We start from the raw sequence: 21,831 nt of genomic DNA, 5'->3' as shown, positions 1-21,831 counted from the left end.
TTTTTTCCAAATAACTTACATAACTTACCAGCGTCCCTTCACATTAAAGAATGTTTAAAGATAATAAAACATAGAAGTTTCTGGATGACAAGATGAAATTGGGTGGGGATCAAAAGTGAAGGGCGATCGCGAGGATCGCCCTTTCCGGTCGGCTGGTTGGCAGGACGGCGGTGGTTCTACAGTCGGGGGGCGCTTTATCCTCGCACGGCCGATTCCCGGACCGCATGGACGGCCACCGGTTCCACCGGTTTGGCCGGTTCCGCAACGGGGACTTCGACGTTTTTGGCGGTTCCGCGGACAAAGGCCCACCAGTAGACCGCCCCGCACAGCACGGCCCCGCCGACGATGTTGCCGGCGGTGACGACCAGCAGGTTGTTGGTCCACATCGATGCCCAGTTCAGCCCTGCGATCAGTTCGGCAGATTTGCCGGAGGCGGCGACGGCGGCGGCTGAGGATTTGGCAAGAATGCCGGCCGGAATGAAGTACATGTTGGCCACGGAGTGCTCGAATCCGGCGACGACGAAAGCCATGATGGGGAAGAAGATACCGAGAACCTTGCCGGTAATATCCTTCGAGGCGGCAGCCATCATGATCGCCAGGCAGACAAGCCAGTTGCAGCCGACGGCGCGCCAGAAATACATGGACGTGTGGGCGGCTCCCCCGGCCGTGATCTTTTCATAGGCGATGTTGATGGCTGTGCCCCCGACCGGTCCGGATAGCAGGCCGGAACCGGAGGCGATCATCCAGGCCAGGGCCAGGGAGCCAACCAGGTTTCCGGCATAGACGATAAGCCAGTTGCGCAGCATCTGGCCGATCGTGATCTCCCTGTTGAGCAGGGCGATGGTCAGGAGGTTATTGCCGGTAAAGAGTTCCGAGCCGGGAATTACGACCAGCATGAGGCCGAAGCTGAAGACGGCGCCGATAAAGAATTTTTTCAATCCTAAAATGGTCCAGTCGCCGGTTCCGACGGTGGTGGCGACATGGGCGGCGAAGCCGATGAAAACGCCGGCCAGGATGCCCAGCACGAAAAGCTTCAAGGCGGTATTGGTCGCCTTGGCCTTGCCGATGCTGATAAACGCTTTGGACAGTTCCGCGGGTGGTGCAAAGTTCGACATAGTGTCCTCCTCCGAGAAAGGGGTGATCCGGTCCTGGGTTGGGTTATGGAATTCCTTAAGACGATGAGGATGACGATGAATTCCAGCAGTTGAGTGCAGGAGCAGACTATCATCCGCTTTGGCGGGGAGAATTGAGCTGAGTCAAGTTTGGGTCGCGATTTCCCGACAGACGAAAGTGGCCAAAGAAGCGGATGCCGGTGGATGATTCATTTTTCACTTCTAATTAGATTAGTTAAACTAATGGTCAACCGTTTTGAAAAGGTCGCGTTCCAACGACAGGGGATCGGCAAGGAAGACAGAGAAAGGTTTTTTAACGGCCAGAGGAAATAATGGGACACGCCGGGGAAAAAATAGAATCCGGAAGGAATAATGGGGCGCTACCCGGGGCACTTCTGTGGCATAAGTGGGGTGAATGGGTCATTTTTTTGTCATGAGAAGCAGAAGGGTTAGAAGAGGACAGTTATTTGGCTAATTTATGGACAAAACTTTGACATGTACGTTGACATGTGAATAAGTGCCTGGAATTATTCGTTGACGGGATTTCCAGCGTCGTCAGTTCGCCACATAAAAATTGAATTTGTCAAAAACCTGTATTAAATTTAATATTAATCCGCTTCCCTCCTGCCTGTGATATGTGTAAAATCCAACCCAAAAATGCCCTAATGGTTTTTGGCAAATGACCCAAAATTTTCTTATCTGCTTGATACCATTGGAAAATTTCTCTCTTCCCTTAAAAAAAGTCCTTTTTCCGATCGGTCTGCAACAACCTCCATAATTGGCCCGCTGATTGCTTAAGTCCGAACAGGATGCGAAGGCTCGGCCGGCCGGCTGTTTCCCGAGCCCCGGACAGTAGAGGTATGAGATATCGAAAATTCCGGGTAAAAGCATGTAATCTATTTCGATTTCAGATGTCCCTGGCTTTTTCGAGTGAACTGTCCCGGACCAGGTGTTTTCTTGACTAGGAGGGTTAAAAAATGAGCTTTCTTAATCTTTTCTGGATTTTACTTGCGGCCTCGGGTTTTTCCCTGGTTATCCGCTTGTTGTTTAGAGGAAAAGAAACCGTCGATACTCGGAGCATTGGCCAGGTCTCGGCTTCAGGCGCCAGATCTCAGGCTAAGACCTGAAACCTGAAACCTTACCTAGAATTATTCTGCAAGGTTGAGTATCGATGTTGCGAAAGTGCAGGTGTTGGATCCTCCTGGTTTTGTCAGTTGCAATGTTGCTGGTTTGCGCGCCGACGATGGCCGCAGTGTCCGACACACTACCCCTTGATAGCTGGGTCTATCCCGCCCTGGACAAGCTCGCCGGTTTGGGACTGATCGATTCCGTGCTGCAGGGTGCCCGTCCCTATTCCCGGATCGAGGCGGCTCGCCAGGTGCGGGAAGCTCTCGCCAAATCCGAGTCTGCCGACCCTCCCCCTGCCGTCCATGAACTGCTGGACAGGCTGGAGCGGTTTTTCGGTGATGAACTCGGCGAGGGAGCCGCTCCGGGCAGCTATCTCAAACCGCGGGAGCTGCAGTTCACCTACCTGTATCAGGACGGAGACGAATCGGTCTATGCAGGGACCGATCGAGTCGACGCCCGCCAGTACGCCCTCAATTACAATAATGACGGCATCGACTACGGCGAGCATCACAATGGCCAGTTGATTTTCCAGGCCGAGGCCAAGCTGGGGGAGCATGTCCTGCTGAGCGCCCGGCCGCTGCTGGAGATCCTGGAAGACGGGGACTCCACCTCCTTCTCGCTTCTGCATGGCAAGGCTGCCCTTGGCCTGGGGCCCTTCGAAGTCTCCGTCGGCCGCCAATCCCTCTGGTGGGGACAAGGTCGGCACGGCTCACTGGTCCTGACCAATAACGCCAAGCCCCTCGACATGGTGCGGATCACCAACCCCACCCCCGTTCTGATTCCCTGGATATTCAAATACCTCGGCCCTTTCCGCTTCGACGTCTTCTGGAGCGAACTGGAAGAGGACCGGGTCGTCCCGGAACCCTATTTCGCCGGCCTGCGGCTCAACGTCAAGCCCCTGCCCTGGTTCGAGGTGGGCGCTTCGCGGACGGTCATTTTCGGCGGAGATGGCCGGCCGGACGTTGGCTGGGATGACTTCCTGACCATTCTGGGCGGCAAAAACCTGGAAGGCGACGAGGACAACAGTAACAACATCGCCGCTCTCGATGCCCGCCTGCGCCTGCCCTTTCTCTGGGGGGCGGAAATCTACGGCGAGTACGGCGGCGAGGACGAGGCCGGGTCCTTTCTGGCCAACAGGGCCTGGCTTGCGGGCCTGTACCTGCCGCGGATCGAGCCGTCCGGCAGAGCCAGCATGCGGCTGGAGTACGCCGACCTGTCCGAAATCGATACCAATTCCCCTCCCTGGTATCGGCACGGCATTTATCGTTCCGGCTACACTTACGAAGGCAAGATCATGGGTCACCACGCGGGGGGTGGCGCCAAGGACATCTATGGCGAGGTGCAGCTCATTCTGCCTCAAGACCTGCTGATGACCATGGGCATCGATTACGAGAGCCGAGGATATGACCAGCCCGTGCGAGAGAAGCACTACCAGGGGCTTTTGAAGCTCAACTGGGAATTCAGGGAACATCTGGCCCTGAATCTTGGTCTGGGATATGGACGGATTGAAAACGCAGATTACGAGGACGGCAACGACGAGACCCATTTTTCGGGTTCTTTCGGATTAATGGGGACATGGTAGGCAATTCAGAAGGATGAAAGTATGAAGGGACGCAGGATTCAACATTTGATGCAGTGTTTTTTGATCGGGATGGCGGTCCTCACCGGTTTCGGTTCCGCCATGGCTGAGCCGGCCGCGATGGGAGCCGGCGGCACAGGTGCCACCTCCATAAGTGGTGGGACGACAGGAACGGCCACCTTGAGCCCGATGCAGATGGATGCATCCGGCCCCGTTCAGACGGGCCCAGCCCTGTCGCCCGAGATCGGAGCACAGCCCTCTGCGGCAGACGCAGGCCCTGAGAGTGCCGATTTGCAGCAAGCCGAAATCGATGTCGAGCAAATTTTCCAAGACTCCGGCGATGAGGCTTTCAAGTCATCGGTCTCCGGTCGCATGGATCTCAACCTGAAGCGTTTCGGCTTCAGCTTTTTCCATAACCGGGCCCGACTGCAACCGGATCCTCTGGCTCTGGTCGGCCCCGACTATGTCGTCGGCCCCGGGGATACCCTGCGCATCGACGTGTGGGGCAATATCGAGGGCAACTACAGTGTGACCGTCGACCGCAACGGCGAAATCACCCTGCCCAAGGTGGGGGTTATCAATCTCTGGGGGCAGACCTTCAGCGAAGCAAAGCAGACCATCAAGACCCAGGTCTCCAAATACTTCAAAAATTTCGAAATGAACGTCACCATGGGGTCGCTGCGCTCCATCCAGGTGTTCATGGTGGGTGAAGTTGCCGCGCCCGGCAGCTATCAGTTGAGCTCCCTTTCTACCCTTCTGACCGCATTGTCGGCGGCCGGCGGGCCTTCCGGTCGCGGCAGCCTGCGAAAAGTACAGGTGCTGCGGCAAGGCGCCCTCCTGACCGAATTCGACTTCTACGATTTCTTTCTCTCAGGCGACAAGAACCGCGATGTGCGCCTGCAGGCCGGCGATACGATTTTCGTGCCCATGTCCGGCCCCCTTGTCGGCATCGCCGGCAACGTCCGGCGTCCGGCCGTCTACGAGCTGAAGGGCGGGGAAACGCTGTCCGACTGCCTGGCCCTGGCCGGCGGTGTCAACCCGACCGCTTACCTGAACAAGGTACAGATCGAGCGGATCCAGGCTCATCGGCAGCGGCTTGTGCTCGACCTCGACCTGGGCAGCGTAGAGCAGAAGGAAGCGGCGGCTCTGACTTTCCCCATGCAGGATCGAGATCTGGTCAAGGTCTCTCCCATCGCCATGGCCGGTGGCTTTGTCAGCCTGCAGGGTTACGTGGTGCGGCCCGGAAAGTACGAGCTGACCAAAGGGATGCGGCTGGCCGACCTGCTCATCCCCTACGACAACCTCCTGCCGGAATTCTATCCCCACGCGGCGCAGATCATTCATCGCTTACCACCGGAATATCGGCCGGAAATCGTGACCGTCGATCTGCAGCAGGCCCTCGAGGGGAACCCGGAGCACAACCTGGTTCTGCAGGAATATGACGAAGTACGGGTTTTTTCCCGTGCCGAGATGGAGGAGATGCCGGAGGTCTCCATCGCCGGAGCGGTCCTCAAGTCGGGCACCTATCGGCTCTTCGACAAAATGACCGTAAAGGATTTGGTCACCGTTGCCGGCAGTCTCAAGCGAGGCGCCTTCCTCGATCAGGCCGAAATCACCCGCTACATACCCAGTGCCACCGGCACTCGGGTGGAACGCTTCAACATCAATCTCGAAAAGGCCCTGTCCGGTCATCCCCAGCACAACTTGCTGCTCCAGCCGGAAGACCATCTCGTGGTGCGCTCGATCCCCGATTACGGCGAACGGATGCGGGTGGTTGTCAAAGGGGAAGTTTTGTTTCCCGGTATCTACGCAATCAGCAAGGGCGAGACGCTCAGTTCGGTACTCGAAAGGGCCGGCGGCTATACTGGCGAGGCCTATCTGCGGGGGGCGATTTTTACCCGCGAGTCGATTAAGGACACTCAGCGGCAGCATGTTCAGAAACTGATCGACGAACAGGAGCGGCAAATCGCAAAAGTCTCCCAGGAGATGGCTGCCGGGGCCATGACTCCCGAGGAGGCAAAGGCGGCCCAAACCACCATTGCAAGCCAGCAGGCTTTGCTTGACAAATTGCGAAACACGCCCGTGACTGGTCGCCTGGTGGTGCAACTGAAGCCGATCGGGCAGCTCAAGGAATCCGCGGATAATGTCGCTCTGATGAGCGGGGATGAAATCTATATTCCGAAGGATCCGCAGACGGTCAATGTCCAGGGCATGGTTTACAATCCCGCGGCTCTGACCTGGAAGCCCGGCAAGAACGCCAACTATTACCTCAGCAAGGTCGGCGGTCCCAAGGAGGACGCCAAAACCGAAGAGATGTTCATCGTCCGCGCCGACGGCACCGTCGTCAGCCAGCAACAAGCCGGCATCGGCATCAGTTGGGACAGCGACAACTGGCGCTGGACCTTCGGCGGCCTGCAGTCCACCCGCATCTACCCCGGCGACTCCATTTTGGTCCCCGAAGATTTCGAGGAAAAGACCGACTGGATGAAGGAGTTCAAGGACCTGAGCACCATTATCTATCAGATGGCGTTGGGTGCGGCGGCGGTGGCTTCCTTCTAGCCGGAGGCTAGGAGGAATAAGCCGAAATCTAAACCGGTATTGAACGCAGATAACATCTGATAAAGGCGGATGAAAGGCGGGATGGAGTTAAGATCAAAGATAAAAGGTTGAAGGTTTCATCTGTGAAAATCCGCCCTTATCTGCGTTCGAAAAAGGCTTTGACTGCTGATTTTCAAGGTTAAAACAAAAATCAACACCCGAATTGAACGCAGATAACATCTGATAAAGGCGGATGAAAGGCGGGATAAAGTCAAAATCAGGAATAAAGATTTAGGGTTTTATCTGTGTAAATCCGCCTTTATCTGCGTTCGAAAAAGGTTTTGACTGCTGATTTTCAAGGTTAAAACAAAAATCAACACCCGAATTGAACGCAGATAACTTCTGATAAAAGCGGATGAAAGACGGGATAAAGTCAAAATCAGGAATAAAGATTTAAGGTTTTATCTGTGTAAATCCGCCTTTATCTGCGTTCGAGACAGGTTTTGGTTTAGGAGGAGCAAATGGTTCGAGATGAAGCCTTCCTCAATAGCATAACCGAACAAATCATCGGGTGTGCTTATAGGGTTGCAAATACACTCGGGCCTGGATTCCTCGAAAAAGTGTATGAAAATGCTCTTTATCATGAAGTAAAAAAATCGGGCTTGATCGTCGAGAGACAACATCCAATAAATGTATTTTACGATGGTGTAATAGTTGGTGAATTTTTTGCAGACTTACTGGTTGAAAAAGAAGTGATTGTGGAGTTAAAGGCAGTCAAAGCTTTAGATGCTAGCCATTTTGCTCAGGGCATGAACTACCTGAAAGGAACAGGAAAAAAGATCTGCCTTCTGATTAATTTTGGATCAGAAAAAGTAGAAATTAGAAGAATAGTGAATTTTTAAATCTTGAAAGTCAAGACAAAGGCATATTTGAACGCAGATAAGATCTGATAAAGGCGGATGAAAGGCGGGATGCAGTCAAAAACAAAGTCTAAACCGGTTTAAGGTTTTATCTGCGAACATCCGCCCTTATCTGCGTTCGAAATGGACTTAGATTTTCAAGTTTCCAAGACCGGGGTCAAAAAGCAAACCCGAATTGAACGAAGATAAGATCTGATAAAGGCGGATGAAAGGCGGGATGAAGTCAAAAGCAAAGTCTAAAAGTTTTAATGTTTTATCTGGAACATCCGCCCTTATCTGCGTTCGAAACAGATTTTTGATTTTCAGGCCTCTGAGATCACGACCAAAAAGTAAACCTGGACTGAGTGCAGATAAAACCTGATAAAGGCGGATTAAAGGCGGGATGAAGACTGAATCAGAGATAAAAGTTTAAGGTTTTATCTGCGAACATCCGCCCTTATCTGCGTTCGAAATGGACTTAGATTTTCAAGTTTTCAAGACCAGAGTCAAAAATCAAACCCGGAATTGAACGCAGATAAGAACTGATAAAAGCGGATGAAAGGCAGGATGCAGTCAAAAACAAAATCTATTAGTTTTAAGGCTTAATCTGTGAACATCCGCCTTTATCTGCGTTCGAGATAGATTTTTTGTGTTTGTGTTAATGGCCCTTACAGATTTTTATGAAATCTATTGCTAAAAGAGCAAACAATGACTGAAGAACAAGAAGATCAGAGCCGTGAATTTGCCCGCCCCTACGAGGCGGAAGACGAAATCAACCTCCTCGAATACCTCCTCGTCATCGTCAAGCACAAGAAGATGATTCTAAAGTCCTGCGCAGTGGCTTTTGTGCTGGCCTGCATCATTACCTTGCTGATGCCCAACATTTATACGGGTACAGCTCGAGTTCTGCCGCCGAGCGAAAGCAAAGGGGGGCTTTCCGCGATGCTGGGGGGTATGAGTGATTTGGCAGCTCTGGCGGGGGTTTCGGTTGGTGGGAGTACCGGGGAGCTTTATGTCGGCATGCTGAAAAGCCGTACGGTAGCGGACGCCATTATCGATCAATTCGATTTGATGGAGGTCTACGATCAGGAATATCGCGTCAAGACCTACGCCAAGCTCGAGGACCATGTTCAGATCGCTCTCGGCAAGGACGATGGCATCGTCACCGTCTCTGTCGAGGATAAGGATCCGGAGCGGGCCGCTGCGATGGCCAATGCGTTTGTCGAGGAATTGAAGAAGGTCAACGTCAAGATCAATCTCAGCAGCGCCGGACGAGAGCGGCTTTTTCTCGAAGAGCGCCTGAAATTGGTTAAAAAGGATCTGCTGGCAGCCGAAGAACGTCTGCAGAACTTCCAGAAGGAAAACAAGGCCATCAAAATCGACGATCAGGCCAATGCCATCATCGAGGCCATTGCTCAGTTGAAAGGGGAACTGGCCAGCAAGGAAGTTCAACTCGGTGTTCTTCGCTCTTCACAGACGGAGCAGAATCCTGAAGTGATCGCCCTGAAGGAAGCCGTTGCCCAAATCAAAGCCCAACTGAAAAAGCTGGAACAATCCCCGGGTGGCAAGGGGGTTTCGGAAGATATATTCATCGCCACCTCCGCTGTACCTGAACTGGGTATCCAGTATGCGCGGGTGTTGCGGGATTTTAAAGTTCAGGAAACCCTGCTGGAGCTGCTGACCCAGCAGTATGAAGTGGCCAAAATCAACGAGGCCAAGAATACTTCCACCATCCAGGTGCTCGACGATGCCATCGTTCCCGACAAGAAAACCAAACCGAAACGGAGTCTGCTCGTTTTGGCCGCCACTTTCGTAGTTGGCTTCGGAGCCCTCCTGGCAGCCTTTGTCCGGGAGTATTCGGAGCGAATGCCGGAAGAAGATAAGGAGCGTTGGGAGGAGATCAAGAGGGCGGTGAGATTAAGGGCCCGAGGCCAAAGGTAACGGCTAAACACCTGTTTTTACCTCGGGCCTTTGGCTTGTTGATAGATTTACTTCGGCTTTTGGCCTCTGGCCGTTTGCCTTAATAACAATGATAGGACGGATCAGCATGAAACTAAACAAAACCCATCTTCGTCAACTTGAAGCTGAAAGTATCCACATCATTCGGGAAGTTGCGGCTGAATTCGAAAATCCGGTGATGCTTTATTCCATCGGTAAGGACTCATCGGTCATGCTACATCTGGCGCGCAAGGCCTTTTATCCGGCCAAACCGCCTTTTCCGTTGATGCATGTCGATACCACCTGGAAGTTTCGCGAAATGATCGAATTTCGCGATAATATCGCCGCCGAATATGGTTTCGATCTCCTTATTTACACCAATCAGGACGGGATCAGACAGGGTGTCAGCCCCTTCACCCACGGTTCGGCTCTCTACACCGATGTCATGAAGACCGAGGGGCTCAAGCAGGCCCTGGACAAGTACAAGTTCGATGCCGCTTTCGGCGGCGCACGGCGGGACGAAGAAAAATCCCGGGCCAAGGAACGGATCTTTTCCTTCCGGACCGCTCAGCACCGGTGGGATCCAAAGAACCAGCGGCCGGAGTTGTGGAACCTTTACAACACAAAGGTACGGCAGGGGGAGAGCATTCGGGTCTTTCCCATTTCCAACTGGACCGAACTCGATGTCTGGCAATACATCTACCTCGAAAATATCCCCATCGTGCCCCTCTATTTCGCAAAAGAGCGACCGGTGGTCGAACGGGACGGGATGCTGCTGATGGCCGACGACGAGCGGCTGGTGCTGCGTCCGAAAGAAAAAATCGAACAACGAACGGTGCGCTTCCGCACCCTAGGCTGCTACCCTCTGACCGCCGCTGTAGAATCGACCGCCGCCACCCTTCCGGAAATCATCCAGGAAATGTTGCTCACCCGAACATCAGAGCGCCAGGGCCGCCTCATCGACTTCGACCAGGCTGGATCGATGGAAAAGAAGAAGCAGGAAGGATATTTTTAGGGACAAGGGACAAGGGGTAAAGTCACTGGACCAAGACCTTAAACCTTAAGCCTTGAACCTTGAGCCTTAAGAAATCGGAGATTTCAAATATGACCCCCCAATCCGCACTTATCGCAGAAGACATCCACGCCTATCTTAAGGCACAAGAAGAAAAGAGCATGCTGCGCTTCATTACCTGCGGCAGCGTCGATGACGGCAAAAGCACTTTGATCGGCCGTCTGTTATGGGACTCGAAGTTGATTTACGAGGACCAGTTGGCTGCTCTGGAGGCCGACAGCAAGCGCTGCGGCACCCAGGGGGAGGAGATCGACTATGCCCTTCTGCTCGACGGGCTGCAGGCCGAGCGCGAGCAGGGGATTACCATAGATGTCGCCTACCGCTTCTTTTCTACGGACAAGCGCAAGTTTATTGTCGCCGATACCCCGGGCCACGAGCAGTACACTCGCAATATGGTGACCGGGGCTTCCACTGCCGAGGTGGCCGTGATCCTGGTCGATGCCCGGAAGGGTATCCTGACCCAAACCAAGCGTCACAGCTACCTCGTCTCACTTGTTGGAATCCGAAATGTGGTGCTGGCAGTTAACAAGATGGACCTTGTCGAATTCGGTGCTTACCGGTTTCGAACCATTATCGAGGAGTACAAGGCCTTCGCCGCAGATCTCGGTTTCGAACAAATCATCTGCATCCCCATATCGGCTTTGAAGGGCGACAACATCATCGCTCGGAGTGAGAACATGGGGTGGTACGAAGGGCCGACCCTGCTGGAATATCTTGAGACGGTGCAGGTTACCGACCTTGCGGTTGACCGCCCCTTTCGTATGCCGGTGCAGTGGGTCAATCGGCCTAACCTCGACTTTCGCGGCTTCTCCGGCACCATCGCTTCGGGAACCGTGCGTCTCGGCGACCCGGTGGTGGTGACCTCCTCCGGTCAGCAAAGTCGGGTGGCGCGTATCGTCACGATGGATGGAGATTTGTCGGAGGCTTCCGCCGGCGAGGCGATCACCTTGACTTTGGAAGACGAGATCGATATCAGCCGGGGGGACATGCTGGCCGCAGCGACAGCCCGGCCGGACCATGCCGATCAGTTTGCGGCTCAGGTGGTCTGGATGCATGAAGATTCTCTTCTACCGGGACGAAGCTATCTTCTGAAGATCGGCACTGCCGTTGTCCCGGCTCAGGTCACCGATCTCAAGTACAGCGTGGACGTCAATACCCTCGAGCACCACCCAGTCAAAAAACTCGGACTGAACGAGATCGGCATCTGCAATCTGAGCGTTTCCAAAGCGATCTCCTTCGATCCCTACAGGGACAATCGAGCCACCGGCAGTTTCATCCTCATTGACCGTTTTACCCATGCCACGGTCGGTGCCGGAATGATCAACTTTCCCCTGCGGCGGGCCAGCAACATCCACTGGCAGGCGCTCGACATCGACAAGGCCAGCCGTGCCGCCCTCAAGGGGCAGAAGCCCCGGGTGCTCTGGTTCACCGGCCTGTCCGGTTCGGGAAAATCGACCATCGCCAACCTGGTGGAGAAGAAACTGCATTCCATGGGTAAGCATACGTATCTGCTTGATGGGGACAACATTCGTCACGGCCTGAACCGCGACCTGGGCTTTACCGATGTCGACCGGGTGGAAAACATCCGCCGCATCGCCGAGGCCGCCAAGCTTTTCGTCGATGCCGGAATGATCGTCCTGACATCGTTCATCTCACCCTTCAGGAGCGAACGGCAGATGGCCCGAGACCTGCTGGAGAAGGGTGAGTTCATCGAAATTTACGTCAACACCCCCCTCGAAGTTTGCGAAAAGCGTGACCCCAAAGGCCTTTACAAAAAGGCCCGCGCCGGTCAACTCAAAAACTTCACCGGCATCGATTCGGCCTACGAGGCCCCGGAAAGTCCTGAGATTGTTGTCAACGGCGCGGAGGCAACTCCCGAGGAATTGGCGGAGAGGATTGTGAGGGAGATTTTCGGATAAAGAAGGGACGAGGAACGCGGGACGAGGATTTTAAAGGCGTACTGCCCGCAGCGAAGCGGAGGGTAGCATGCGATTCGAGGATCTGGAGGTTTGGAAGCGTTCAGCGCGTTTGAGTGCCGAAATCTATAAAGCCTTAGCGAATGTCGGGACTACGGGTTTCGGGATCAGATCACAAGATCCGGTCTGTCTATCCCCAGTAACATTGCCGAAGGGATCGAACGGGCCAGTCCCAGGGATTGTATAAAGTTTCTGCTTTATGCCAAAGGCTCGTGTGGCGAGCTTCGGACCCAGGTCTATATTGGCATTGAGATTGACTACATTGAAAAAAAGACAGGAAAGAAGTGGGTCGAAGAAACGGAGGCGATCTCTTCACTTTTACGCGGCCTGATCAGGGCCAAAAGAAAATCGATTTAGTAGAACGCGGCCATAGAGAGATTTTGACTTCCACGTCCCCCGTCCCGCGTCCCTGCAAGGAGAAATTTTTTGAATAACATCGACATCAAGGCACTCTGCACTCTCGCTAAAAGGGCGGGAACGGCAATAATGGAAATCTATAACGGCGAAATCACCGTCGAAATCAAAGACGACAAATCCCCTTTAACCGCCGCCGATAAAGCCTCGCACGCGGTCATTGTCGCCGGTCTTCAGGAATTGACGCCCGATATCCCTGTTTTGTCAGAAGAGGGGAAGGATATCCCCTACGAAGTGCGGAGGAACTGGAGGCGTTTCTGGCTGGTCGATCCTCTGGATGGAACCAAGGAATTTATCAAGCGCAATGGCGAGTTCACGGTCAATATCGCTTTGATCGAGGGACAGGAGTCGGTTTTGGGGGTGGTTTATGTACCAGCCCAGGACAAGATGTTTTGGGGAGGAAGAGGACAAGGGGCTTGGTGCCGTGAAGGGCAGGGCGAGGCTGTCGCCATCCAGGTGCGAAAGGCCGATCCTGAAAAGGGCCTGACGGTCGTTATGAGCCGCTCTCATCCTTCCCCAGAGCTCGAAGAATACCTGAAGGATATCAAAGTGGCCGATGCACTGCCGGTGGGTAGTTCCCTAAAGCTTTGTGCGGTAGCGGAAGGACGCGCAGATCTTTACCCCCGGCTCGGCCCGACGATGGAGTGGGATACGGCGGCGGGTCATGCGGTGGTTGAGGGAGCTGGTGGGACAGTGAAAACCCCGGAGGGGATGCCACTGTTATACAACAAAGAAAACCTTCTTAATCCATTCTTTATTGTAGAAGGATTAGGTTGAATTTACCTCGGTCCTCGGCCTGGAACCTTTAAACTATGGTCCAAATCTTTCACAGGAAAATGAGTAAAATCCTAGCAGATAAAAAATTTTCCGAGATCCTCACTGGCTCAGCCTTTGCTTTAACGGGAAAGATGTCGGGGGTCGGACTGGCTTTGCTGTCGAACGTTCTCGTCGCCCGATTTTATGGGGCCAGTATGATGGGTGTGTTGGCGATTGTCCAGGCCTTCATGATGATGGCCTCTATCTTCGCAGTGATGGGAACGAACGTCTCGATTTTACGCCTGATTCCAGAGCATCTTACCAAGTACTCGGTGACCTCGGCTTTCAATATATACCGTAAAACACAGTATCTTGTGGCTGTAACCTCACTTTTGGTTGGAGGAGCTCTATATTTTTGTTCTAATCTGATCGCACAGAAAGTTTTTACTAAGCCTGATTTAAATTTTTACATAGCTGTGACAGCTCTCAGCGTTATTTTCAAGGCGCTGATGGATCTTAATACAGAAGCGGTTCGCGGTCTTCGATTAATTCGCATCTTTGCTTTTATGCAAATTCTTCCACATGCGATGATGCTGTTGATTCTATTAGCGCTGATGGCGATCTCAAAGCAGCCCAACGATCCCTTTTACGCACAATTGGCGGCTTGGGGAGCGACGGCGATTACAGGGGCTCTTATTATGGACAGAGCCTTCCGTTGCCAAATGCGGCCTGATGATCAGGTTCGGCCGCTCAAGTTGGTCGAACTGCTTTCAATTTCAGCCCCTATGTTGATGACCGCGTCTATGAATTTTATCATCGGCCAGGTTGGCGTCCTTGTTTTGGGAGTATACCGCCCAGCGAGCGAAGTGGGGTTTTACGCCATCGCTGTAAAATTGGCAACTTTAACTTCGTTCGTACTGCAAGCGATAAATTCCATGGCCGCGCCAAAATTCTCAGAGCTTTTTCACACCGGGAAGCTTGACGATCTATTCTATGTTGCAAAGAAGTCCACAAGGCTGATTTTTTGGACAACGACCCCAATACTTTTGTTCCTCGTGGTCTTCGGCCGCCCCATTCTAGCCCTATTTGGAGAGGATTTTACAGTCGCTTACCTTCCGATGTTGATTCTCGTGGTAGGCCAGTTTGTCAATTCAGTATCGGGCTCCACAGGGTATTTTATGAATATGACGGGACAACAGAAGGCTTTCAGAAACATTATTGCGATATCTTCCTCTATAAATATATTTCTCACTTTGTTTTTGATACCAAAATTTGGACTTTTAGGTGCGGCGTTGGCAGGGACCTCAAGTATGGCTCTTTGGAATTGTATGACATTATTTTTCATAAAAATAAAGTTTGGAAAAACAATAGGTTATATCCCATGGTTCAAAAATTTTTCATCGCCGTAAGTAAAATATAATTAAATTTTAGCTTTTATGTGACTTGGATTCAAGAAATTGTACTATGATGGGCAAGATGAGAAGATAAAGTATTTCGAGAAAATCTTTAAAAAAATTTCTAGTTTTCCCTATTGATTGGAAACAGAGTTAAATTTTTGGATATGATTATGAAATCAACTCCTAAAAAGCCAAATTTTTTTATTGTTGGCGCAGCTAAATCTGGTACGACGTCAATGGCTTATTACCTAGCACAACATCCAGAAATTTTTATTTCGGCAAGAAAAGAGCCTTTCTTTTTTATAAAAGATGCAGGAATGAACAATATTAATGAATATTATTCACTTTTTAAAAATAGTAAAAAAGCTAAGGCTATAGGTGAAGCATCAACAGGATACCTCTTTGAAAAAGAATCTGCACAATTAATAAAAGAATTTTCTCCAACTGCAAAAGTAATAATAATTCTTCGAAATCCAGTTGATATGGCTTATTCCTACTGGAAATACATGTCTTTGATTGGCAATGAGGAAAAATCATTTGAGGAAGCTATTAGTCATAATGAAAGAATTTTCCGAAATACAGAAAAATTCAAAAGATCTTCCTTAAGGTGGTGGGCTAGTTATCTCTACCTCGAAAGAGGTCTATATTATAATCAGGTAAGAAATTATTTAGAAGTTTTTGGAAGAGAAAATGTAAAGATATATATCTTCGAAGAGTTTTTTTCGAACTTAAGTTATTTTTGTCAGGATATTTTTGCATTTTTGGGCGTAAATCGAGGGTTCTCTCCAGATTTTAAAAAACTCAATGAAGGTGGGGAAATCAGGTTTAAGTTTTTGCATAAGATCAGAAATCGAAGATATCCGCTACTCAAAAAATTCTTACCAGTAGCGATAAGAGTTAAAATTCAAACTACATTACTGAATTTAAACATAAAAAAAGGCAAAAAAGAATCAATGCAAGCAGAAACAAGGAGTTATTTGGAAGAATTCTACAAAGATGACATAGTAAATCTTGAAGGCTTGCTTGGCAAAGAAATCAATTTTTGGAAATATAAATTACAATAGGTTTGAAATGAACAAAACAATAAATATTAACTCCCCTGTTTTCCTTATTGGTATGCCACGCAGCGGAACTAGCATTATTTCCGAAGCTATATCACTTCATGATGATTTGGGATGGATCTCTAATTGGGTAAATGCCTTTCCTAGATGCTATTGGTTGTCTGCATTAAATAGGGCCAATTCCCTTCCAGTTCTAGGAGCACATCTAAGGGGGAAGAAAAAGCAGAAAGAAGATATTTCAAGTACCCTACGAAAGTTTCTTCCCTATAGCATTGAAGCTTTTCCGGTTTGGGAATTTCTTTGTGGCAAAAAGTTTTCCTACCAATACCTTATTGATAGTTGTGCTACTGAAATCGAAAAAAAAAGAGTACTCAGTTACATAAAAAATCTCTTATTTTTTCAAGGAAAACAAAGATTCTTTTCCAAATTTACAGGACCGCCGCGTATTAATTTTTTAAATAGTATATTTGAAAGACCTTTTTTTATTCATGTGACTAGAGATCCAAGAGCTGTTGTTTCTTCGCTTCTAAATATAAGTTTCTGGAGGGAAAATGGATTGCAATCCCCTTGGTGGGAAGGCGGTCTTCCGGAGAATTATATCCTTGAGTGGATTGAAAGCGGAAAATCTTCTGCAGTTCTTGCCGCCATTCAATGGAAACGGATTCTCGAAATTTCATGGCAGGAGAAAGAAATTGCAGGCGAGGATAGGTATTTGGAGCTAAAATACGAAGATTTTGTTAAGTCTCCGCACGAGCATTTAAATAAAATTTACGATTTTGTAGGACTATCTGAATCTAAAAAAGCACATGAATACCTAAAGTCAGTCGGAAAAATGAAAGACATGAATTACAAATATAAGGAAAACCTTTCTGAAAAGGAAATAATAAGTATTGAAAGGACAACCAGAATCGTTGCTCGCAAGGCAGGATATGAATTCTAATTATCCGGTTGACAAAGGGGTCATTTGCGATGAGAAGAAATCCCTGATTTACCGAAGGATTAAATTTGCAAGAGTGTTAAAAGGAGTTGCCGTCTTTATTTTGGTTTTGCTCCCATTTCAGAAATTTCCTGAGACGGTCATTTCGGGGGGAAAAGACCAAGTAGCAATTCCTTTACCAATAAAAATGTTTGGCCAGATTGACGAAGCTAGTTTTTTATTTTTTACATTGGTTCTAGTTTCCTTTTTGTTACTTAATCCCAGAAATTATCGCCTTAATAATTATCCATTTTTCAAATGGATCATTTCTTTCCTGTTTTGCGGAATTCTATGGGTATTTGTTAATAACACGGGAAGCATGCAAGGGTTTTTGGGAATTTACGGATATTTAAAAAATGTAGCAGTAATCATTCTTTTTGCATGGTTAAGTTTTGATATAAACGATTTTAGAAAATGCGTAAGCGCTACAATTCTAGTGGCCGTAGTTTTATCTTTTGGGGGTATTATCGGCGAAATATTAGCTTTAGGTTTTAATTTAGGAATAAATATTCTCGTTGATGATACCCAGAGATTCGGCCTGTATAGAGTAATCTCGTTCACTGGAAATGGTAATTGGAATTATATAGGTATCTATGGGGCACTAGCTTTTTTCTTAGTTTATGCAAAAAATAAACAAAAATTTTATTATTCTAAACTTACTTTAATTTTAATTCTTGTATTACTATCTTTGTCAAGACAAGCATGGATCTGTTTCATTCTTATGTTTTTGGCGATAGTTAAAATAAATAAAAAAATAGTTTGCATAATGACGCCTTTAATTGTTTGTGCAAGCATTGCAGTAATTGTTTATTGGGGAGGTATCACAAGTTCGGCAAATATGTCTGGCTCGTTGGACGAAAGCAGATATTTTAGATATTTTACTTTCTTGCAGGCAATCGAGATAATAAATGACCATCCTTTTTCGGGTATTGGACCTGGCATGTTTGGTGGCGTAGCATCTGTCATTTTCGAAAGCCCTTACTATGATAAATGGCCGAAATCCTTCAAAGAGCAAGTTTATCAACAAAAAGGCCTCGATCAATTCTGGGTAGGCCTTTTTGCGGATATGGGTATAATTGGAGGAATCTTATTTGTAGCTATCTTTGTATCAATCTTTTTGGTCCTAAGGAAAGCCAGTAGATTTTATAAAAGAATTGATAATAAGGAAATGGAGATTTTCGGGAAGACATTTTATGTATTTATTTTTTGTATATTTATCATGGGATTGGCTGGTGGTATAAATTGTGCGTTCCTCACATTTACGTATTTTTCTTTGTCTGGAATTTATATATCTATTTATAATAAAAATAGAAAGGAGGAATACTTTGGATAAAGTAATTTTTCTTTCTTTAATTGTATTGATTTTTGTAATGCCAGAAAAGGCTGGCGCGCAAAGACCATTACAAAAGGGCTATCTCCTTGTTCAGTTTCTATCGACAAAAGATAATCTAAAAGGGAACGAAGTTCATAATATTAAAGATGCTAAGGAAATTTTTAGTAAAATAGAAGGAAAAATTGATGGTCTGGAGTTTTATCCAATAAAATACACACCTGAGGATGTTGAGTTGCATAGGTCGGTAGCTCAAGAAGCTGAAAAATTTAAAATAGATCTTTGGATTTCTTCATGGAGGTTAACGGAACGGTTCTTACAAAATTATGAGATACCGTGCGAATTTCAAGCTTATGTTATGAAGCCAGATGGGACCATTATTAAAGCAAAAAAAAATGGATCTGCGGTTTTTGATAAGCTAAATCCAGCAGCAGTTCAATGGTTTTTGAGAGAATATGAGGAAAAATATCTTAGAAAAATGCAAGGCTTAGTGAGTGGATACTTTTTTAACGAAGATCACATACCATACTTGGGCAAAAGAAAAAATAACCTTCGCTTCAATTATTGGGAAACGGCGAGTTACAGCCCGGCAGTTTATAGTTCTTGGAAATCATATTGTGTCAATAATGGAGTTTATTACAGAGGAAAAATTGTCGATAAATTCCCCGTATCTAAACCTGAAATGGTTCCGAATGGTAAAGGGCAAACCAAATATTTTCCTGGGTATGATGTTCCTGAAAAAATTAAATCTGGCCAAAAATTTGTTGATATTGCAAAGCCAACGGGCGTATGGAAGGCATGGTATGATTTTCTTTGCGAGCAATTTTTAAAAAATTGGATTGAGCCGGTTGCTGAAATTGTAAATAAAAATAATTCAAATAATCCTGAGTGGTATGGGGTAATGTATTTTGGTCTACATCAGTGGCTTCTTTCATATCACAAAATTGAAGATCCTAGTTTTAAAGTGTCCAAAGTACACAACCTTGGTGCATGGGGTAGGGAACGAGGGGTAGACCTTTTAAAATTGAGTAAAAGTCCCTTTATCGATTTCATCTCTTTAGAGACCCTTCCGCCCATACAAGGTGCAAATATTGAATCTTTTGTCAAAGAGTTTAAATCTCAAATCTCTGGTTCAGATAAAAATTTCGGTTTAATGGTTCACAGAGATGATCGCTGGAAAATGAGCATTTCTGAAGAAAAAGAAAGATGGCTTTTGATTAATAAATATAAGCCAGACATTATCTTGAGGTATAAATTGCATAACATGATTCCTGGGGGAGAATATTTCTCATCCGAAATCGAAAAAAATTTCATGGATAATCTGAAAAATTACAAAAAAAATAACAATTTAAAGTGAGAATGGTGAAAGAAAAAATGGAACCTTTTTTCATTATCGGATCTCAAAGATCAGGTACAACATTATTTCGTCTTTTACTAAATGCTCATTCACAGGTGGCGATCCCAGAGGAGGGAACTTTCTGGATGCCTTTGTTAAAAACCAAAACACTTATATGTTCAGACCCCTTGAAGGGAACTAAACTAAAGAAATTTTTGACTTATCTTAAAAAAAACTCGCAACTTGTGGAATGGAATATAGACCATGAAAAAATACTGAAAGAACTTTTCGATAAAAAAGAATGTCCTTTGGATTTTCTTTTCTCTTCGCTTTATCATGAATTTGCTAGATCCACAGGAAAATTATATTGGGGAGATAAAACGCCTAGTTTTTTTAGGAAAATTGAGCAACTTTCTAAGATATTTCCAAAGGCGAAATTTATTCATATTATAAGGGATGGACGAGACGTTTATTTGAGCCGGCGAAAAATGGCCGGTCGGAAAAACATTTCTGTTGCTGCACTAGAATGGAAACATAAAGTTTTAAAAGCAAGGAAATCATTAGCTAAATTCCCCCCAGGCCAATCCATGGAAATCCGATTTGAGGATGTTCTTGTTTCGCCAAATGAAATTTTGCAAAAAGTCTGTTCCTTTTTAGGCCTCAAATATGAGGAGGAAATGCTTAATTTTTGGAAAACAAGTCATGATTTTATTGGAACTCATCACTCAGACCTGATTTTCAAACCCATCAGCCCTTCGTCCTCTGGTAAGTGGAAGAGCAAAATGTCTGAAAAGGAAATTTTGCAGTTCGAATGTATTTCCGGCGACTTGTTAAAAAGTTTGAACTATGAAGTTTCCTCCAAAAGAGTTAATGCTTTTGAAACAGTTAAATCATATCTGTCTTTGATTTATGGATTTCCCGTGCGTCTTTTCGAAGTTTTCCGAATTGCAACTATGCTTCGCATATGTGCCCTTCTCGGTTTAAAAACAAATGCCGCTGGTGGGAAATAAGTCACATTTTGTCCGTTATTGAAATTCCGGAACAATGGTCAAGTATTAATGTTTTATAGAGAAGCATAAAGGTGTAAAAAAGTTAATATGCGCATTTTATTAATAAATAAATTTTTTTGGCGTAAAGGCGGGAGCGAAGTTGTTTTCTTTGGCGAAAAAGAGTTACTAGAGCGTAATCGCCATGATGTTGTGCCTTTCTCCATGAAGCATCTAAATAATGTTCCATCTGAATTTGAAAGGTTTTTTATCGAAAATATTGATTATGAAAAAAATGATTTTTTTGCGAAATTTTCTTTAGCTACAAAAATTATTTACTCTTTTGAAGCAGTGAGTAAAATCAAAAATCTCTTAGAAAAGAAAAATTTTGATATAGCGCATTTACATATTTTTCAACACCAGATTTCTCCTTCCATCTTTGGGCCTTTAAAAAACAAGGGCATTCCCCTTATTTTAACACTTCACGACCTAAAACCTATTTGTCCAAATTATAAAATGCTCGTAAAGCAATCAATTTGTGAGCGTTGTAAGGATCGCAAGTTTTATAATTGTCTTTTGCATAAGTGTTCAAAAGGATCTTTATTTAATAGTCTAATTAATACCATCGAAATGTATTTTCATTATGCAATGGGCTATTATCAGGGTGTTGATCAGTACATTGCTGTTAGCCGATTTTATCGAGATAAAATGATTGAATTTGGCTTTGAGCCTAGACAAATTTCATATGTTCCAAATTATATTGATGCATCTTTTTATCAACCTGTCGGGCAAGATTATGGTTATGGTTTATATTTCGGTCGGCTCTCAGAAGAGAAGGGATGCATGACTTTGCTACAGGCTTTAAAATTGAATCCCGATTTACCATTTTTATTTATCGGGACTGGTCCACAGGAAGAGGCGTTAAAGAAGAAAGCAGCAGAGCTTAATTTATTAAACGTTAAATTTCTTGGATTTAAAAGCGGGGAAGAGTTGAAAAAATTGATTGGGGAGGCAGCCTTTGTTGTAATCCCCTCCGAGTGGTATGAGAACTGTCCTATGTCAGTTCTCGAATCGTTCTCTATGGCAAAACCTGTCATTGGTGCCAACATTGGTGGTATCCCAGAATTAATTGAAGATGGTGAAGATGGATTGACATTTGAAGCTGGGAACGCTGAACAGCTAGCACTGAGAATTCGTGAGCTATCAATGGATGCAACCAAGCGGGAGTTAATGGGAAAAGCAGGCCGACGGAAAGTGCAGCTTAAATTCAATCCCGATTTGCACTATGAGCGGCTGATGGAGGTCTATAAAGCCGTCCAAAAATGAGGAGAAA

Annotated in this window: 16 protein-coding genes; 15 read left to right on the top strand and 1 reads right to left on the bottom strand. The window is 47.0% G+C overall.

Going from position 1 to position 21,831, the window contains the following annotated elements; all coding sequences use genetic code 11:
- Positions 1-194: 194 nt before the first annotated feature.
- Positions 195-1,115, bottom strand: coding sequence for a formate/nitrite transporter family protein (locus R2940_13515; GenBank protein MEZ4600801.1), 921 nt, complete (start codon positions 1,113-1,115; stop codon positions 195-197).
- 974 nt (positions 1,116-2,089) lie between these two features.
- On the opposite strand from R2940_13515, the gene R2940_13510 reads away from it, so the two are divergent.
- The 15 genes from R2940_13510 (at position 2,090) to R2940_13440 (ending at position 21,824) form a co-directional block, all read left to right on the top strand.
- Positions 2,090-2,239 (top strand): hypothetical protein, encoded by a 150-nt coding sequence (locus R2940_13510; protein MEZ4600800.1) that lies wholly within the window; start codon positions 2,090-2,092, stop codon positions 2,237-2,239.
- 125 nt (positions 2,240-2,364) lie between these two features.
- Positions 2,365-3,822, top strand: coding sequence for a capsule assembly Wzi family protein (locus R2940_13505; protein ID MEZ4600799.1), 1,458 nt, complete (start codon positions 2,365-2,367; stop codon positions 3,820-3,822).
- A gap of 48 nt (positions 3,823-3,870) precedes the next feature.
- Entirely contained in the window at positions 3,871-6,378 is a 2,508-nt protein-coding gene (locus tag R2940_13500) for an SLBB domain-containing protein (GenBank protein MEZ4600798.1), read from the top strand.
- A 500-nt stretch (positions 6,379-6,878) separates the two neighbouring features.
- On the top strand, positions 6,879-7,259 hold the full coding sequence (locus tag R2940_13495) for a GxxExxY protein (GenBank protein MEZ4600797.1): 381 nt from the start codon (positions 6,879-6,881) through the stop codon (positions 7,257-7,259).
- A 705-nt stretch (positions 7,260-7,964) separates the two neighbouring features.
- Entirely contained in the window at positions 7,965-9,197 is a 1,233-nt protein-coding gene (locus R2940_13490; protein MEZ4600796.1) for a Wzz/FepE/Etk N-terminal domain-containing protein, read from the top strand.
- Positions 9,198-9,303: 106 nt separating this feature from the next.
- On the top strand, positions 9,304-10,209 hold the full coding sequence (gene cysD, locus R2940_13485) for a sulfate adenylyltransferase subunit CysD (protein MEZ4600795.1): 906 nt from the start codon (positions 9,304-9,306) through the stop codon (positions 10,207-10,209).
- 89 nt (positions 10,210-10,298) lie between these two features.
- On the top strand, positions 10,299-12,185 hold the full coding sequence (gene cysN / locus R2940_13480; protein ID MEZ4600794.1) for a sulfate adenylyltransferase subunit CysN: 1,887 nt from the start codon (positions 10,299-10,301) through the stop codon (positions 12,183-12,185).
- Between the two features lie 483 nt (positions 12,186-12,668).
- Positions 12,669-13,433, top strand: coding sequence for a 3'(2'),5'-bisphosphate nucleotidase CysQ (cysQ, locus tag R2940_13475; GenBank protein ID MEZ4600793.1), 765 nt, complete (start codon positions 12,669-12,671; stop codon positions 13,431-13,433).
- A 59-nt stretch (positions 13,434-13,492) separates the two neighbouring features.
- Positions 13,493-14,821: a flippase gene (locus tag R2940_13470; GenBank protein ID MEZ4600792.1), complete on the top strand. Its 1,329-nt coding sequence runs from the start codon at positions 13,493-13,495 to the stop codon at positions 14,819-14,821.
- A 158-nt stretch (positions 14,822-14,979) separates the two neighbouring features.
- The gene (locus R2940_13465) at positions 14,980-15,873 is read left to right on the top strand and encodes a sulfotransferase (GenBank protein MEZ4600791.1); all 894 of its coding nucleotides are present in this window, start codon (positions 14,980-14,982) and stop codon (positions 15,871-15,873) included.
- Positions 15,833-16,810 (top strand): sulfotransferase, encoded by a 978-nt coding sequence (locus R2940_13460; GenBank protein MEZ4600790.1) that lies wholly within the window; start codon positions 15,833-15,835, stop codon positions 16,808-16,810. The genes R2940_13465 and R2940_13460 overlap by 41 nt, the downstream gene beginning before the upstream one ends.
- On the top strand, positions 16,761-18,179 hold the full coding sequence (locus R2940_13455) for an O-antigen ligase family protein (GenBank protein MEZ4600789.1): 1,419 nt from the start codon (positions 16,761-16,763) through the stop codon (positions 18,177-18,179). Before R2940_13460 ends, R2940_13455 begins: the two co-directional genes overlap by 50 nt.
- Positions 18,172-19,533 carry a hypothetical protein gene (locus tag R2940_13450; GenBank protein MEZ4600788.1) on the top strand — a complete coding sequence of 454 codons (1,362 nt, stop codon included), beginning with the start codon at positions 18,172-18,174 and terminating at the stop codon, positions 19,531-19,533. Before R2940_13455 ends, R2940_13450 begins: the two co-directional genes overlap by 8 nt.
- 2 nt (positions 19,534-19,535) lie before the next feature.
- The gene (locus R2940_13445; GenBank protein MEZ4600787.1) at positions 19,536-20,522 is read left to right on the top strand and encodes a sulfotransferase; all 987 of its coding nucleotides are present in this window, start codon (positions 19,536-19,538) and stop codon (positions 20,520-20,522) included.
- Positions 20,523-20,609: 87 nt separating this feature from the next.
- Positions 20,610-21,824 (top strand): glycosyltransferase family 4 protein, encoded by a 1,215-nt coding sequence (locus tag R2940_13440; protein ID MEZ4600786.1) that lies wholly within the window; start codon positions 20,610-20,612, stop codon positions 21,822-21,824.
- The last annotated feature ends 7 nt before the right edge of the window (positions 21,825-21,831 follow it).

This window comes from Syntrophotaleaceae bacterium, from assembly GCA_041390365.1.
In the GTDB taxonomy this organism is placed as follows: Bacteria; Desulfobacterota; Desulfuromonadia; order Desulfuromonadales; family Syntrophotaleaceae; genus JAWKQB01.
This window is presented reverse-complemented; position numbering and strand designations above follow the sequence as displayed.